The sequence below is a fragment of the Streptomyces geranii genome, assembly GCF_002954775.1.
GTDB classification, from domain to species: domain Bacteria; phylum Actinomycetota; class Actinomycetes; order Streptomycetales; family Streptomycetaceae; genus Streptomyces; species Streptomyces geranii.
This window is the reverse complement of record NZ_PJME01000005.1, coordinates 360,377-376,137: the sequence shown is the minus strand read 5'-3', so window position 1 is coordinate 376,137 and position 15,761 is coordinate 360,377. Positions and strand designations below refer to the sequence as shown.

Genomic DNA, 15,761 nt, shown 5'->3' with positions numbered 1-15,761 from the left:
CTCACCCCGTCGTGAAGACTCCGATCGCGTTCGGGACCGGCCGTTCGGCGCCACCGGTCGGATGGTTGCGTACCGTCGCCCTACTCGTCCCCGGTGGTCTGGCGACCAGGGTCGTCGAGCCGCCGCCGTCCAGGTTGAAGGCGTCCACCGAGCCCAACTGGCGCATGGTGGCGGCGACTTCGGCGACCGTCAGGCCGCTGCGGTACCGGGGTGCGCCGTCCACCGCGAGCAGCAGCAGCTTGCGTCCGCCGTTCGCGATGCCCGCCGCGGTGCGCACGGCGGAGGTGCCGGTGTCGAGGCCGGCCAGCGGTCGGCCGCCCTTGAGCACCGGGTAGCCGCCGAGGGCGAAGCGGTACGGGATACGGCTCGTGGCCGCCACCATTCGGCTCTTGACGGTGACCTTCGCGCCGATGAACAGCTTCCGCAGCTGCTGCGCACCCGTCTCACGGCCCACCAGGACCGTGGCGCCCGCGGGGATGACGCCCTTGCCGGGGGAGTTCGTCATCCGAACCACCTTGCCGCGCCGGACTATCACCTCGTATGTGTCCGTACTGCACGGCGCCGCCCGGTTCGTGTCCGTCCCGCACACCGCCCGGGCCCGGGAGACGCTGCCCCACGCCGGGGTGAACGCGCCGATGGAGCCCACCGGCAGCGCGTACTGGTTGAGCCCGCCGAGGGTGTACCGTCCCGTCGGCGTGGCGACGCTGCCCGACAGGGCGAGGTTGTCGAGCCGGGCCCTCCGGTCGGTGCCTACCCCGAGGATGGCCCTGGTGGTGACGCCGGGCGGCATCGCAGGACCGAAGCGCTGGCCGTTCGGCACCGCCGACTTGAGGACCACACCGCTCGCCACGGCCGGGCCCACGGCGGCGCCGGTGGCCGCGACCTCGGGATGCTGGACCTCGCTGATGTTGAAGAAGTCGCCGTTGACGCCCGCTACGGCGCCCTTGGCGTCGGCCAGTCTGGACACGGCGGACCGTGCCGCCACCGCGCCCGGGTGGAGGAGGTTGAGCCGGACCCGTGCGTTTCCGAGGTCGACGCTCAGCAGATGGGCGTGGGTGAGCCCCCTGGCCGCCGAGATGTCGAACTGTGTGTACCGCACTCCCGGTGCGATCTGGACGGCGCTCGTCGCGCCACTGGCCGGTGCCGCCCCTGTCAGGGCCGCGCCGGCCAGTGTTCCCAGTACCGCGACTGTCGAGAGTGCCGCTCTGCCTGTTCTGAACCGTCCGCTGCCACGCATTCAGACCCCCCTGATGTCTCGTCAACTTTCCCAGGACGCCAGGGAAGTGCACCAGACGACGATGAGCCGTGCGGGGGGCTCGCGGAAGCTATCCGTCGACTACGCGGGAACGGATCAGGAAACGCACTCCCTCGGGTGCTTCCAGGGAGAAACCGCTGCCCCGGCCGGGTACGACATCGACTATGAGGCGGGTGTGGCTCCACACCTCGTGCTGGCTGCGCGACATCCAGAATGTGACCGGTCGGGTGACGCCCTCGACCGTCAGTTCGGCCAGCAGGATGTCCGAGCCGCCGGTCCGGAACTCGCCCTCGGGGTAGCACATGGGCGCGCTGCCGTCGCAGCAGCCGCCGGACTGGTGGAACATCAGCGGGCCGTGCATGTCGTGCAGCTTGCGCAGCAGGTCCTCGGCGGCCGGGGTCAGTTCGACGCGCGGGTCGGCGTGCGGGTCTCTCTCGGGCGTGTCCACGGGGTCAGTGAACGCCGTGGGACGTTGCGAGAGGGTTGCGCCCCGGACGGCTTCGATGCCCCGGGTACGCGGAAGGCCGCCTCCCCGAGCGGAGAGGCGGCCCTCGTGGGCGTACCGCCGGATCAGTCCTTGACGGTCACGTCCGTGACGCGCCAGCGCTGGTTCGAGCCGGAGTTGGCCTGCCAGGTGGTGACGGCGGCACCCTCGTTGGTGGCCTGGCCGCCGACCTCAAGGAGACGCCCGGTGGCCCAGTTGACCAGGGTCCAGGTGCCGTCACCGGTGGTCGACATGACCCATTCGGTGGCCGGGTCGCGCTTGCCCGTGTCGGGCTCGACCACCGGGACGTTGTCGCGGACGGCGAGGCGCTTGCCCTCGGCCGGGTTGGCGAACACGTACCGCTGGCGGGCGCCCTTGTCGCCCTGGCGGGCGTCGAGCTGCCACTGCTGGGCGACCGAGCCGTTGGCCGAGCCGATGACCAGGCTCTTGCCGTTGGCGGCGACGGTCACGGCCTTGCCGCTCTGCACGCCGGTCAGCGTGTAGGAGTGGCCCTTGCTGAACAGGCCCGCGTTCTTCGCGACACCCGAGACGCCCTTGATGGCGAAGGAGGTCACGGACTGCGCCGGGACGGTGTACGTCGCCTTGCCGTCGACGACCTTGACCGGGGCCTGCTGCTTGAGCTTGCCGTCGGCGCTGGTCACGGTCGGCGTGACGGTCGCGTAGCCCTTGATCGAGCGGAACTTGGCCAGGTCGATGGTGACTTCACGGGCCGCGGTGGTGCTGTTGACGTGGACGAGCGAGGCGCCCTTGCCGTCCTTGGTCACGGCGGCGGCGCTGGAGGTGTCGTCCACCTTGATCAGCTTGTCGCCCGGCTTGATGAAGTGCGTGAAGTTGCGGGCGGTGTCGAACTTGGTGTTCGTGTAGATCGGGCACGAGGCGAGGGTGTCCGTGGACTTGCAGCTGAACGACAGCTGGATGCTGCCCCAGTTGCCGCCCTTGGCGGACTCGCCGCCCGGCTTCATGTTGTCGTAGTCCTCGACCGGCTGCCAGAACACCCAGGCGGACGGCTCCAGTTCACGCAGGTCGTTCACGATCTGCTGGGCGAGCCCGAGACCCGGACGCATGTCCGTGAAGCTCTGCCCGTCGCCCCAGTCGCCTTCGACCTCGCTCATCCACAGCGGCTTGTCGGCCGCCTTGGCGAGGTCGCGCACGGTGGTGCGCTGCCCGGTGCCGTAGGTGTGGACGTTCATCTGGTCGACGAGGTCCTTGGACGCCTGCGAGTAGGAGTTCCAGTTCGTCGCGAAGATCGACGGGTTGGTCTCGTCCATCGCCGAGATCTCGGCCTTGACCTTGGCCTTCTCCAGCGCCGGGGCCAGCGCGGCCAGCACCTTCTCCTGGAGCGCGGGGCCGATGTGGGCGCCCTCCTGACGGCCGCCGACGGGCTGGCCGTCCGCGCCCAACCTGGTCGACCAGTAGCCGGTGTTGGGCTCGTTGAACGGGTCGACGGTGTCGACCTTGATGCCCTCGGCCTTCTCAAGCCGCTTGGTCGCCCCGGCCATGTAGGCGGCGAAGTCGTCGACCGAACTGGCCTTCAGCTGGTCGGTGTTGGCGTTGAATCCGCCGGAGACATAGCCGCTCTCGGTCATGAACCAGGGCGGCGAGTTGCTGAACGTCTCCCAGTGGGTGATGTCCTTCTTGATGCGGTCGACCCACCAGCGCTGGGTCTTGTCCGCCTTGGGGTTCCAGTCGGCCGCGTCGTCGGCGCTCCACCAGTCGGTGTCCGTGCGGGTGGTGCCCGCGGGCGCCTTCCACCAGCCCTCGACGGCCCCGCCGGCCCGCAGGTAGTCCTTCACGTCGGGGGCGTTGCCGCCGCCGATGTTGTAGCGGGCGATGTTCAGCGCCAGCCCGTCGTCACCGAACAGCAGCTTCGCGAGCTTCTCGCGGATCGCCGGGGGATAGTCGCCGGTCGCGTTCGCGAACCAGACCAGACTGGTGCCCCAGCCCTCGAACTTCTCCTGGCTGTAGGAGGGATCGGGGGTGACGGTGACGGACGGGACCGCGGCCTCGGCCGCCGCCTGAGCGTCCGGCACGGCCGGGGTGATCAGGGCGGCCGAGGTGGCCAGAGCGGTGATGCCGACGACTCCCAGCAGGTGTCGTGTGCGGGTACGGCGTGCCAACGTGTGCTCCCAGCTTCGTAGGTGGTAGCTGCGGTGGACCGCCGTGCCCGCACCGCACGCGAGGACGCGTACGGACACGGGGCACGACGGTGTGCCCCTTGGATCAGGGGAGTTCAGGGGTAGGGATACTGCGGGGTGACGCTCAGCGGGCCGGCTGCCGGAGTACGGCGACCTCCCTCGGCGCGAGGACGAGGACACCGTCGGCTTCCGTGCCGCCGGTCAGCCGCCCGCCGTCGAGGCCGGGCAGCGGTACCTCCTCCTCGCTGCGGTTGACCAGGAACAGGAACCGGCTTCCGCCGCCCTGCCGTACGGTCAACTCGACGCGCCCACGGGCCGGTTCGGGCAGCTCGCTGTCCACGCCCGCCGGTGCGAGCAGCGTCGGCAGCAGCGCCGCGAGCCCGTCGGTGCCGAGGCGCGTGGAGACGTACGACGCCGAACCGCCGCCCGTCGTACGGCGGGTGACGGCCGGGCGGCCCGTGTAGGCGCCCGAGCGGTAGTGGGCGAGGACCTCCACCTCGGGGTCGGTCACGTCGACGCGGTCGGTCCACACCGTGCCCGTACCGCCGCCGTCGACCTCGACCGACTCACCGTCGAGCAGCGGGCCGAACTCCTCGACGCGGATGCCGAGCAGTTCGCGCAGGGCGCCCGGGTAGCCGCCGAGCCAGATGTGGTCGTTCTCGTCGACGACACCGGAGAAATATGTGGTGACCAGGTGGCCGCCCGTCTCCGCGTACCGCGTCAGCTCCTTGGCGAGGGTCGCCGGGACCATGTGCAGCACCGGGGTGATCAGCACGTCGTAGCGGCTGAACTCGGTGCGGGTGGTGACGACGTCCGCGCGGATGCCCAGGGAGAGGAGCGCCGAGTACCAGTTGAGGCCCTCCTGGCGGTAGTCGAGCAGGGCCGTCGGGTGCGAGTCCTGCTCGCTCGCCCACCAGGAGTCCCAGTCGAACACGATGCCGACGCGGGCCGGTTCGCGCTCGGAGCCCGCGATCGGCGCCAGGTCCTTGAGGGTCTGGCCGAGGGCGGTCACCGCGCGGAAGACCTCGCTGTCGGCGCCGGCGTGCGGCACCATCGCGGAGTGGTACTTCTCGGCGCCGGCCGCCGACTGACGCCACTGGAAGTAGCAGACGGCGTCGGCGCCGTGCGCCACGTGCAGGAGCGAGTCGCGGGCCAACTCGCCCGGCCGCTTGGCCACGTTGACGTGCTGCCAGTTGACCGCGCTGGTGGAGTGCTCCATCAGGAACCACGGCCGTCCTGCCGCGATACCGCTGGTCAGGTTGGCGGAGAAGGACAGCTCGTCGCGGGACTGCGGGCCCGGGTGGACGTAGTGGTCGTTCGAGACGAAGTCGATCTCACTTGCCCAGTCGGCGTAGTTCATACCCTTCGTGCCGCCCATCACCATGAAGTTGGTGGTGATGGGGACCTCGGGGGTGAACTCGCGGAGCACCTCCCGCTCGGCGACCAGGTAGTCCTTCAGCGCGTCCGAGGAGAAGCGCTTGAAGTCCAGCTGCTGGGTCGGGTTCGGGTGCGAGCCGGCCAGGCGGGGCGGCAGGATCTGCGCCCAGTCGCTGTAGCGCTGCGACCAGAAGGCCGTGCCCCAGGCGTGGTTGAGGGCGTCCAGGGTGGTGTAGCGGGCGCGCAGCCAGTCGCGGAAGGCGCGGGCCGCGTCGTCCGAGAAGTCGTAGATGTTGTGGCAGCCCAGCTCGTTGGAGATGTGCCAGGCCACCAGGGCCGGGTGGTCGGCGTATCGTTCCGCCATCTTCCGTACCAGGCCCAGGGCGTGGCTGCGGAAGACCGGGGAGGTGGGACGCCAGTGCTGGCGGGCGCCCGGCCAGACCGTCTCACCGGTGGCGGTCACCGGGAGGATCTCCGGGTGCGCGGTGGTCAGCCACGGCGGCGGGGACGCGGTCGCGGTGGCGAGGTCGACGCCGATCCCGCCCGCGTGCAGCAGGTCCATGACCTCGTCGAGCCAGCCGAAGTCCCAGGTGTCCGCGTCCGGCTGGATCCGGGCCCAGGAGAAGATCCCCACCGAGACGATGTTGACGCCGGCCTCGCGCATCAGCCGTACGTCCTCCTCCCACACCTCCCGGGGCCACTGCTCGGGGTTGTAGTCGGCGCCGTACGCGAGACGGGGCGTGGAATCACCGTCCGGCCCGTACGGCAGACGGGACGGGGAGGCGGAGGTCATGGTGGTCCTTCCGGGACGCTGCGAAGCGGTTCGACTCGGGGGGTACGAGGAGCGGCCGGCGTTGACGCTCTTCCGGCCGCTCCTCGGCTGTCACTGCCCAGCTGTCACTGCTCGGCTGCTACTGCTCGACGGTGAAGCCCTGCTCGTTGCCGTACTTGATGGAGGCGTCCTGCCAGCTCTTCAGACCCGCGGTCAGCTTCTCGCTGGAGACGTAGGCCTTGCCGACGGTGTCGTTGAAGATCGAGTTGGCGTACTGCTGGAAGGGCAGGTACGACCAGTCGCTCGCGACGTTGGCGGCGGAGTCGGCGAAGATCGAGTTGGCCTCCTGGCCACCGAAGTAGTCGAACTTCTTGCTCAGGAACGCCGGGTCCTGCAGCTGCTTGACGGTCGCCGGGAAGGCACCCTCGTCGACACGGGTCTGCACGCCGTCACCGGAGTTGGCGTACTCGACGAACGCGTAGGCCAGTTCCTTGTTCTTGCCCAGCTCGGGCAGGGCCAGCGAGCTGCCGCCGTTCTCCGCGCTCGCCTTGTCGCCCTTCGTCCAGGCCGGCATGGGGGCCGCGCGCCAGTCGCCGGAGGCCTGCGGGACACCGGAGACGAAGTTGGCGGGCATCCAGGCGCCGGTGGTCAGGGTGGCGATGGTGCCGTCGCCCAGGCCCTTGTACCAGTCGTCGGTCCAGCCGTTGATCGGCGAGACGAGCTTCTTGTCGAGGAGCTTCTGCCAGGTGTCCGTGTACTTCTTGGCGCCCGCGTCCTCGAAGTTGACCGACACCTTGGTGCCGTCGACCTTGTAGGGGCGCGAACCGGCCTGCCACAGCATGCTGGTGGTGAAGCCCGCGTCACCGGCGTCGTTGGCGATGTAGACCTTGGGGTCGGCCTTGTGCAGCTTCTCGGCCGCCGTGACGTACTCGTCCCACGTGGTCGGGACGGCGATCTTGTACTTGTCGAAGATCTTCTTGTTGTAGAACATCGCCATCGGGCCCGAGTCCATCGGCAGGCCGTAGACCTTGTCGCCGTCGCTCACGGCGTTCCACGGGCCGGGCGTGTACTGCGCCTTGAGCTTGTCGGCACCGTAGGGGGCCAGGTCGGACAGGCCCTTGGTGAGCGAGTACTGGCTCAGCGCGAAGTACTCGACCTGAGCGACGTCCGGGACGCCCTTCTTGGCCGCGATGGCGTTCGAGAGGGCGGTGTAGTGCTTGTCGCCGGAGCGCTCGGCCACCAGGTTGATCTTGACCTTGGGGTACTTCTTCTCGAAGTTGGCGGCGACCGACTTGAGCGTGGGCTCCCAGGCCCAGACGTTGACCGTGCCGCCCTTCTCCAGAGCGGCCGTGATGTCCCCGGCGGAGACCGGCTTGCTGTCGTCGGAGCTGTCGTCGCTGGAACCACAGGCGGTGGCGCCCAGGGCGAGGACGGAGAGCAGGGTTATGCCGCGCACCAGGCGGCCAGTGGTTCTACGCATTGCGATGCTTCCACTTCTTCGTGGGTGGGACAGGGTGAGGGTGACTGCTGTGTGAGGGTGAAAAGCGGTGGAGCCGAGGGGGGTGTGGGGTCTGGGGAGGGTCATTCCTTGACGCTTCCGGCGGCGAGGCCGGACTGCCAGTACTTCTGCAGCAGCAGGAACGCGGCGATCAGCGGAATGATGGTGAGCAGCGAACCGGTGATCACCAGGTTGGTGACGACATCGCCGCCGATCGTCTGGGCCTGGGAGTTCCAGGCGTCCAGGCCCAGGGTCAGCGGGTACCAGTTCGGGTCCTTGAGCATGATCAGCGGCAGGAAGTAGTTGTTCCAGGTCGCGACCGTGGTGAACAGCAGGACGGTCACGGTGCCGGGGGCCAGCAGCGGCAGGGCCACCTGGAAGAAGGTGCGGATCTCGCCCGCGCCGTCGATGCGGGCCGCCTCCATCAGTTCGGTGGGGATGGCCTCGGTCGCGAAGACCCACATCAGATACAGACCGAACGGCGACACCAGCGAGGGGATGATCACCGCCCACGGGGTGTCGGTCAGGCCCATCTTGCTGAACATCAGGAAGGTGGGCACCGCCAGGGCCGTACCCGGCACCGCGACGGCGCCGATGACCACGGCGAACACCGCGCGCTTGCCGGGGAAGGTGAACTTCGCCAGCGCGTAGCCGCCGAGGATCGCCAGCAGCGTGGCACCGCCGGCGCCCAGCACGACGTACAGCAGGGTGTTCAGGAGCCAGCGGACGAAGATGCCGTCGTGGTACGTGAACGTGTCGTGGATGTTCTGCCAGAGGGCGAAGTCGCTGCTGAACCAGACGCCGGAGGAATTGGCCAGCCCGGTCTGGGTCTTGGTGGCGCTGATGACCAGCCAGATCAGCGGCACGACCGTGTAGATCAGGACCAGGCTGGTCAGCGCGGTGAGCAGGATGCTGCGCTTGGGACGGCCCGGCGTGTGCTGCTTGCGGGTGCGCAGCCGGGCCGCGCCCTTCGAGCCGCCGGTGGCCGGCGCGGCTGCGTCCGGGGAGGTGGTGGTGACGGAGCTGCTCATGGTTCAGGCTCCCTTGCGCATGCCGCGGAGCTGCACGACGTAGGCGATGACCATGGTGATCAGCCCCATGATGATGGCGACCGCCGCGGAGTAGTTGTGCTGCTGGCCGTTGAAGGACAGCGAGTACGTGTAGAAGTTCGGGGTGAAGTCGGTGGTGATGGCGTTGCGCGCCAGGGGCCGCAGGATGGCCGGCTCGTTGAAGAGCTGGAAGCTGCCGATGATCGAGAAGATCGTCGCGATGACGAGGGCACCGCGGATCGCCGGGAGCTTGATCGCGGTGACGACCCGGAACTGCCCGGCGCCGTCGATCTCCGCGGCCTCGTAGAGGGAGAGCGGGATGACCCGGAGCGCGGAGTAGAAGATCAGCATGTTGTAGCCGATGAACTCCCAGGTCACGATGTTGCCGATGGAGGCCAGCACCAGGTCGCTGGAGAGCGGGTCCGGCAGCGTGACGCCGAACGCGCTGTTGATGTCACCCACCAGCCCGTACTTGGTGCCGTACATGAAGCCCCACATCAGGGTGGCGACCACGGCGGGCACCGCGTACGGCAGGAAGATCGCGATCCGGAAGAAGTCCTTGCCGTAGAGCCGGCCGCTGTCCAGCGCGAGGGCGATCAGCAGGGCGATGCCGAGCATGATCGGCACCTGTATCGCCAGGAACAGCGACACCCGGGTCAGGGAGTCCCAGAACTGGTCGTCCTTCAGCGCCTGCGTGTAGTTGTCCAGGCCGACGAAGCTGTTGCCGCCGATCAGCTGGTCCCTGAAGAGGCTGAGGTAGATCGAGTATCCGATGGGTGCCAGGAAGACGAGGGCGAACACCGCCACGAACGGGCCTATGAACCCCCATCCCGTCCATGAGCGGTGGTCCCTCTTCGCCACCGCTCGGGCCGGGGCGCGCTCAGCGGCCACCGGCGGTTCTAGGGTCGTCATTGTCGTGCCTCGCTCGTCCGTCTCGGAACCGGCGCTGGTCCGCCGCCGCCCCGATGTTTACGTAAACATCCCTTGCCGCGAGAACCCCACAAAAGGCGCACCGGCTGTTATGTTTACGTAAACATCTGATGGCGGCATGTCTACACCGCTCCCCCGACGCTGGTCAAGGGTCGTCGGAGCAACTGTGGACGGGAAGGCGAGGGTTGACGGGTGGACACAGCTGACGGCACCTCGGCGGATCCGGCGCGGGCACGCGCACGCACCAGGAAGCGGACGGCCCGCCGTACACAGAGCGCCTCCATGGCGGACGTCGCCCGGGTCGCGGGTGTGTCCTCGCAGACCGTCTCCCGGGTGTCGAACGGCTTCCCGGGCGTCAACGAGGAGACCCGGCAGCAGGTCCTGGCGGCCATGAAGGAGCTTGGCTACCGGCCCAACAGCGCCGCCAGGGCGCTGAAGCGCGGTGAGTTCCGCACGATCGGCGTGATCACCTTCGGCCTGTCCACCACCGGAAACGTCCGCACACTGGAGGCCATCGCGACCTCGGCGGCACACGAAGGCTACTCGGTCACACTGCTGCCGGTCGCCGTCCCGACACAGGACGAGGTGCGCGGCGCCTTCTCGCGGCTCGGCGAGCTGGCCGTCGACGCGGTGATCGTCATCCTCGAAGTCCACCTCCTCGACGCGTCGACCCTCTCCATGCCGCCGCACGTCCAGGTGGTCGTCGCCGACTCCGACGCGGGCGACCGCTACACGGTCGTCGACACCGACCAGGCGGGCGGCACCCGCACCGCCGTACGGCACCTGCTGGACCTCGGGCACCGCACGGTCTGGCACCTGGCGGGCCCCGAGGGCTCGTACGCGGCCCAGCGCCGCACGGACGCCTGGCGCGCGGAACTCCACGCGTCGGGACGGACCGCGCCCGCGCTGGTACGCGGCGACTGGTCGGCGGAGTCCGGCTACCACGCGGGCCTGCGCATCGCCCGGCTACCCGACTGCACGGCGGTGTTCGTGGCCAACGACCAGATGGCCCTGGGCCTGCTGCGAGCGCTGCACGAGAGCGGACGCAGGGTCCCCGAGGACGTCAGCGTGATCGGCTTCGACGACATCCCGGAGGCGGGTTCGTTCCTGCCCCCGCTGACGACAGTGCACCAGGACTTCGCCGAGGTGGGGCGGCTGTGCGTGGAGGGCGTCCTGCGGCAGATGCGGCAGGACGCGACGGAGCACGGGACGACGCTGGTGCCGACGCGGTTGGTGGTACGGGAGAGTACGGCTCCGCCGCGCTCGGGGTGAGGGGGCCGGTGGCTCGGAACGGGCGGTGTGGCCGGTACAACCATCCCGTGGGGTGAGCCGTCTCATGAGTGACCACACGATTACGGGGGGCGATCTTGCAGGACCCGCGCGGCACCCCCGTGGCAGAGGGGGAGCACTCATGAAGACAGGTACGTACCTCAAGATCGCGTTCGTCGCGGCGCTCACGGCGACCACCGTGACCGTCGCCCCCGCCGCGGTCTCGGCGGCGGACGGCCGGACTTCCGGCGCCCCGGCCTGGCGGACCTCGCTGGCGGGGACGCTCTCGGACAACTCCGGGCTCTCCGACATCGCGTCGGTCGGTCCGAACGCCGCCTGGGCGGTCGGAACCCAGTACGTCGACGGCGTCGGCCAGGGCGTCATCCTGCGCTGGAACGGCAGAACCTGGCAGCAGCAGGTCACCCCCGACGTGCCGGAGACCGGCACGTGGCACGCCGTGGACGCGGAGTCCGCGCACGACGTCTGGGCGTACGGCTGGGACCAGCAGGGCGAGACCCTGGCCCACTACGACGGCAAGCGGTGGACGGAGAAGCCTCTGCCCGCGGAGCAGGGCTACGGCTTCGCGAAGCTCGCCACCGCCCCCGGCAGGACCTGGCTGGTGAGCGACACCGCGATCAACTCCTATGCCCACGGCGTCTGGCAGAGCACACCCCTTCCAAGCGGTGTCCGCATCAACGCCATTGACGCGCGGACCGCCCATGACGCCTGGGCGGTCGGGCAGTTCGCGCTCGTCGGCCAGCCGAGCCGGTCCGTGCTCCTGCACTGGGACGGCCGTTCGTGGACCGACACCGCGCCGGCCGGCAGCAACTTCACGGCCGCGGCGGTGTACCAGGAGTCCGCCCGCAGCGTCTGGATCACCGCCCTCGGCCCGTACTCCGAGGACGAACCGCAGCAGACCAAGGTGCTGCACTGGAACGGCCGCACCTGGCGCGATGTGACGGGGCCGGTCGACGGGCTGTGGGGCACTGCCATCACCGGCGACGGCAAGGGCACCGTCTGGGTCTCGGGCGACCCCTACGGCTACGAGGGCACCGCCCTCTACTGGCGCCTGCGGCACGGAGTCTGGACGTCCGTGCAGGGTGACGCCGTCCCCGGCGGCCAGACCCAGGCGTACGACATCGAGGCTCTCGCGCCCACCGGCCGCGCCGGACAGTTCTGGTCCGTCGGCAGCTACAACCTGATCACCGGAGAGCACACCTCCGCCCTGTACGAGCTGATCCAGCGTTCGACTCGCTGAGACCGCTCTTTCGCGCCCGCAGTCCTTGCCCGGCCCTCCCTCGGAGGGGGTCCCCGGAGGACCCCCACCGGGGGCTGTCGCCCCCGAACCCTGCACGCCTTGCCCGTCCTCCCCGCCGGGCGCACCCTTGTCCCATGGGAGCGCACGAAGGCCCCACGCTCATCACCTCCGTCCAGCGGGCCTTCCGGCTGCTGGAGGCGGTGAGCGCGCACGCGAACGGGGCGCCGGCCAAGCAGCTGGCGCGGGAGACCGGGCTGCCCCTGGCCACCGCCTACCACTTGCTGCGGACCCTCGTCCACGACGGCTACCTGCGGAAACTCGACGACGGCGGGTTCATCCTCGGCGACAAGTTCCAGACCCTGCGGACGACCGGCCGGGGCCAGGCGCTGCTCAGCCGGGTCCGGCCCACGCTGGCCGCGCTGCGCGACGAACTGGCGACCGCCGCCTACCTCACCTTCTACGAGGAGGGCGAGATCCGGGTCGCCGAGATCGTCGACGGTCCCCGGGCGCCCCGCGTCGACCTGTGGGTGGGGTTCGAGGACGCCGGACACGCCACCGCGCTCGGCAAGTCCGTCCTGCGGGAGATGGACGAGGAGGCGCGGAAGGAGTACCTCTCCCGGCACCACCTCGCCGACCTCACCCCCAGGACCATCACCAGCCGGCCCGAACTGCTCCGGCGTATCGACTCCTCACCCGTGGCCCCGGCCGTCACGGACCTGGAGGAGTACGCACTCGGGACGGTCTGTGTCGCCGTCCCCGTCTACCGGGGCGACACGCTCGGCTCGCTCGGCGTGTCCATGCCGGTGGACCGGCTCTCCCGGGTCCCGGAGGTCCGGGCCCGGCTGATCCCGATCGCGGACCGGGTGACCAGGAGCCTCTCGCTCACTATCTGAAAATCCGATCCTTGCCGCCGACCCGGTTGATCGCGTTTCCTGATTACTGGATGAAACAGGCATATCGGGGGCTCACCCCGTACACAGGTGAGGACTGTGGACGGAACATGAGTCAGGCCCGACACCACAGTGGCGACCACTGGCCGAAGCGGGCGTTCAGGCACCGCACGGCCGCCCCGCCGATCCTGTTCGCACTGCCGATCCTGCCCGCCCTGCCCGTGCTGATCGTCGCGGGTGTCGTCCTGGGCGATCTCGTCGGCGGATCCGGTACCAACTGGCTGCCGCTGCTCGCCGCCGGGCCCGCGCTGGCCGCCACCACCAACGGGCCGCGCGGTGTCCTCTGCGTCGGCCTCCTCGCCGGGGCGCTCGGCGCGAGCCTCGCCGCCTGGGACGGCGTACCGGGCCGCGAGCTGGCCGCCGGACTCTCCGCCCTGGCCGCCGTCACCCTGGCGAGCGGCCTGGCCAGCGTCCTGCGCGGACGCCGGGAGCGGGTCCTCGACGCGGTCCGCTCGGTCGCCGAGACCGCCCAGCACGCCCTGCTCAGTCCCGTCCCGGCGACGGTCGGACCCTTCCAGGTGGCCGTCCGCTACAGCGCGGCGGCGGCCGAGGCCCGGATAGGGGGTGATCTGTACGCGCTGATACCCACGCCGTACGGGGTGAGACTGATCGTCGGCGATGTGCGCGGCAAGGGGCTCCCGGCCGTCGGGACCGCCGCCCTGGTCCTCGGTGTGTTCCGGGAGGCCGCCTACGACGAGCCCGACCTCCTCGCCGTCGTCGACCGCATCGAGCGGAGCCTCGCCCGCAACCTCGGCCCGGACGACTTCGTGACCGCCGTCGTCGCCGGATACCCGAGGACGGGACAGCTGGAGGTGGTCAACTGCGGCCACGCGCCTCCGCTGCTCGTCCATGCCTCCGGCGAGGTCACGGCCGTCGAGCCCACGCACCCGGCCCCGCCCCTCGGCCTGCGCGCCCTCACCGGCCACACCCCCGACCTGCACGTACTGCCCTTCGGCGACGGCGACCAGCTCCTCCTCTACACCGACGGCGTCACCGAGGCCCGCGACCGGGGCCGCGCCTTCTACCCCCTGGACGAAGGTCTGGCCCGCCACGCCTCCGACGAGCCCGCCGCCACCCTCGACGCGCTCCACGAGGAACTGCTGGACCACGTGGGCGGACGGCTCCACGACGACGCGGCCCTGCTCCTCATCCGCAAACCGACGGTCCGGGAAGTGGTGGTCCCCGAACCGCCGGTCTGTGGAACGACGGCCTACGAGTCGGCCGTCACTCGCCCGACGGCGAGGTCAGCGTGACGCCGAGCGCCACCGGCGTACCGAAGTTCGGTGTGCCGTCGGCGTTCCAGGTGAACTTCTGCGCCCTGGTGGTGCGGTTCATGTCGCAGCCGCCCGAGGTGGAGTTGTTGGCGTGGTAGACGATCCAGTCCTCCGTCCCGTCGGGGGACTTGAAGAACCCGTTGTGGCCCGGCCCGTACACACCATTGGCGTTGGACCGCTGGAACACCGGGTTCGGTGACTTGACCCAGGAGGCGGAGTTGAGCGGGTCGCCGGTCCCGTTGTACGTCAGCATCCCCAACTTGTAGTCGGGCGTGGAGCAGTGGCTCGCCGAGTACACGATGAACGTCTTGCCGCCGCGCTGAAGCACCTCGGCACCCTCGTTGACCGCACCGCCGACCGTCTCCCAACTGTAGGTCGGGGTCGACAGAATCCGCCGAGTCCCGCTCGCCGTCCACGGATTGGACAGCGGCCGGATGAACATCGGCTGCGAGCCGTTGTAGAACGTGCCCAGGAGATACAGCTGGCCGTTCAACTGGAGGATTCCCGGGTCGAGTTCCCAGGTGTTGTCCTGGGTCGGGTCGAGCAGGTCGGCCTTGAATGAGTAGGGGCCCATCGGGTCCAGGCCGGCGCTCTCCAGCACATGGATGCGCTGCGTTCCCAGGTTGTACGGCTCCTGCCCGGCCGTGTAGTAGAAGTACCAGCGCTTGCCGTTGGGGCCGTCGAGCAGGTGGAACTCCGGCGCCCACATCGTGCCCGCGCCGTTGGGCCGGGTGAGGTTGAAGATCACCTGGTCGGTGGCGGTCGCGAGCCCGGCGAGGGTGCTCGCCTTGCGCATGGTGACCGTCGAGTTCCAGGTGGTCGTGGCGAGGTAGTAGTAGCCGCTGTAGTACGTCAGCCAGGGGTCGGGCCCGTGCTGGGACAGCGGGTTGGTGAACGTGTGCGTGCCTGTGCCGCCTCCGCTGGTGAATCCGGGCAGCCGCCACACCCTGCCGTTGGCTGTGGCGCACGGGAGTTGTACGAGGTTGGTGTTCGAGGCCGACGAACCACCGCTGGGCGTCACGCACTTGCCGGAACTGACCGAGATCAGGTTGAAGGTCTTGTCGGTGCCGGAGACCGTGACGGGGACGAGCCGCCACTGCTGGTTCGTCCCGCTGTGGCAGGGCCACTGGATGATCGTGGCGTTGTCCGCCGTGGACGCCCCGAAGACGTCCACGCACTGACCGGACTGCGTGGTGATCGTGTACGTGTCGGAGGTCCCCGCGACCGGGGTGTAGGCGAAGTTCTGGTTGGCGGCGCCCGAACTGCATGTGAAGGCGCGGAGTTGAGTGGCGTTGGTCGTCGAACTCCCTGGCAGGTCCAGGCAGTTGCCGCCGTTCTGGTTCACGCCCGTCGAACCGAACGAGACGGCGGCGGACGCGGGCGGCGATGCCACCAGGAGGGCGACCACCATGGCTAGGACGGAGACCAGTACGGCCGTACATCTGGAACGGGTCACTTCAGGCACATCCCTTCTCATCCCATCTCGTCC

The 15,761-nt window shown here is 69.6% G+C and carries 12 protein-coding genes; 4 read left to right on the top strand and 8 right to left on the bottom strand.

Features of this window, described 5'->3' with window-relative positions; genetic code table 11:
* Position 1: 1 nt before the first annotated feature.
* The 7 genes from CW359_RS10520 to CW359_RS10490 form a co-directional block, all read right to left on the bottom strand.
* On the bottom strand, positions 2 to 1,237 hold the full coding sequence (locus CW359_RS10520) for a phosphodiester glycosidase family protein (RefSeq protein WP_105969547.1): 1,236 nt from the start codon (positions 1,235 to 1,237) through the stop codon (positions 2 to 4).
* A gap of 88 nt (positions 1,238 to 1,325) precedes the next feature.
* The gene (locus tag CW359_RS10515) at positions 1,326 to 1,703 is read right to left on the bottom strand and encodes a DUF779 domain-containing protein (RefSeq protein WP_105969546.1); all 378 of its coding nucleotides are present in this window, start codon (positions 1,701 to 1,703) and stop codon (positions 1,326 to 1,328) included.
* A gap of 122 nt (positions 1,704 to 1,825) precedes the next feature.
* Positions 1,826 to 3,877 (bottom strand): glycoside hydrolase, encoded by a 2,052-nt coding sequence (locus tag CW359_RS10510; RefSeq protein ID WP_105969616.1) that lies wholly within the window; start codon positions 3,875 to 3,877, stop codon positions 1,826 to 1,828.
* A gap of 142 nt (positions 3,878 to 4,019) precedes the next feature.
* Positions 4,020 to 6,065 carry a beta-galactosidase gene (locus tag CW359_RS10505; RefSeq protein WP_105969545.1) on the bottom strand — a complete coding sequence of 682 codons (2,046 nt, stop codon included), beginning with the start codon at positions 6,063 to 6,065 and terminating at the stop codon, positions 4,020 to 4,022.
* A 118-nt stretch (positions 6,066 to 6,183) separates the two neighbouring features.
* Positions 6,184 to 7,524, bottom strand: a complete 1,341-nt coding sequence (locus tag CW359_RS10500) for an ABC transporter substrate-binding protein (protein ID WP_105969544.1) — start codon at positions 7,522 to 7,524, stop codon at positions 6,184 to 6,186.
* Positions 7,525 to 7,625: 101 nt separating this feature from the next.
* Positions 7,626 to 8,573 carry a carbohydrate ABC transporter permease gene (locus CW359_RS10495; RefSeq protein WP_105969543.1) on the bottom strand — a complete coding sequence of 316 codons (948 nt, stop codon included), beginning with the start codon at positions 8,571 to 8,573 and terminating at the stop codon, positions 7,626 to 7,628.
* 3 nt (positions 8,574 to 8,576) lie between these two features.
* Positions 8,577 to 9,503 (bottom strand): carbohydrate ABC transporter permease, encoded by a 927-nt coding sequence (locus tag CW359_RS10490; protein ID WP_105969542.1) that lies wholly within the window; start codon positions 9,501 to 9,503, stop codon positions 8,577 to 8,579.
* 210 nt (positions 9,504 to 9,713) lie between these two features.
* Here CW359_RS10490 and CW359_RS10485 point away from each other — a divergent pair, with 210 nt between their 5' ends.
* From CW359_RS10485 to CW359_RS10470, 4 genes are all read left to right on the top strand, one after another.
* Entirely contained in the window at positions 9,714 to 10,793 is a 1,080-nt protein-coding gene (locus tag CW359_RS10485; RefSeq protein ID WP_408647470.1) for a LacI family DNA-binding transcriptional regulator, read from the top strand.
* Positions 10,794 to 10,932: 139 nt separating this feature from the next.
* Positions 10,933 to 12,048: a hypothetical protein gene (locus CW359_RS10480; protein ID WP_105969540.1), complete on the top strand. Its 1,116-nt coding sequence runs from the start codon at positions 10,933 to 10,935 to the stop codon at positions 12,046 to 12,048.
* A gap of 134 nt (positions 12,049 to 12,182) precedes the next feature.
* Positions 12,183 to 12,941, top strand: a complete 759-nt coding sequence (locus tag CW359_RS10475) for an IclR family transcriptional regulator (RefSeq protein WP_105969539.1) — start codon at positions 12,183 to 12,185, stop codon at positions 12,939 to 12,941.
* Positions 12,942 to 13,048: 107 nt separating this feature from the next.
* Complete coding sequence (locus CW359_RS10470) at positions 13,049 to 14,251, top strand: PP2C family protein-serine/threonine phosphatase (RefSeq protein WP_198655165.1); 1,203 nt, start codon at positions 13,049 to 13,051, stop codon at positions 14,249 to 14,251.
* On the opposite strand, the gene CW359_RS10465 is transcribed toward CW359_RS10470, so the two are convergent.
* Positions 14,223 to 15,728, bottom strand: coding sequence for a family 43 glycosylhydrolase (locus tag CW359_RS10465; protein ID WP_105969538.1), 1,506 nt, complete (start codon positions 15,726 to 15,728; stop codon positions 14,223 to 14,225). The genes CW359_RS10470 and CW359_RS10465 overlap by 29 nt on opposite strands.
* Positions 15,729 to 15,761 lie beyond the last annotated feature (33 nt).